General features: G+C 29.4%; 1 protein-coding gene. It reads left to right on the top strand.

Annotated elements, in window-relative coordinates:
* A partial coding sequence (locus FOT98_RS31650; protein ID WP_144291290.1) for an ATP-binding cassette domain-containing protein occupies positions 1-262 on the top strand: 262 nt, incomplete at both ends.

Below are 262 nucleotides of genomic sequence, written 5' to 3'. Positions count from 1 at the left end.
ATAGCAAAGAAGCTCTCCAATATAAATATCAAGGAAAAAATATTTATGAAGTACTTTCATTACCGATTTATGAAGCTTTGGATTTTTTTAAAGACATTTCAAATATCTATAAAAAGCTAGATAATTTAAAACAGGTAGGACTTGATTATTTAAATCTAAGTCAGTCAATGACTACCTTATCTGGTGGCGAGTTGCAACGTTTAAAATTAGCATTTCAGTTGGAGAATACTGGTCAAATCTATTTTTTGGATGAACCAACTTC

The organism is Bacillus sp. HY001, assembly GCF_007558965.1.
GTDB classification, from domain to species: Bacteria; Bacillota; Bacilli; order Bacillales; family Bacillaceae_G; genus Bacillus_A; species Bacillus_A mobilis.
The sequence above is the reverse complement of the archived record's forward strand: the minus strand, read 5'-3'. Positions and strand labels throughout refer to the sequence as shown.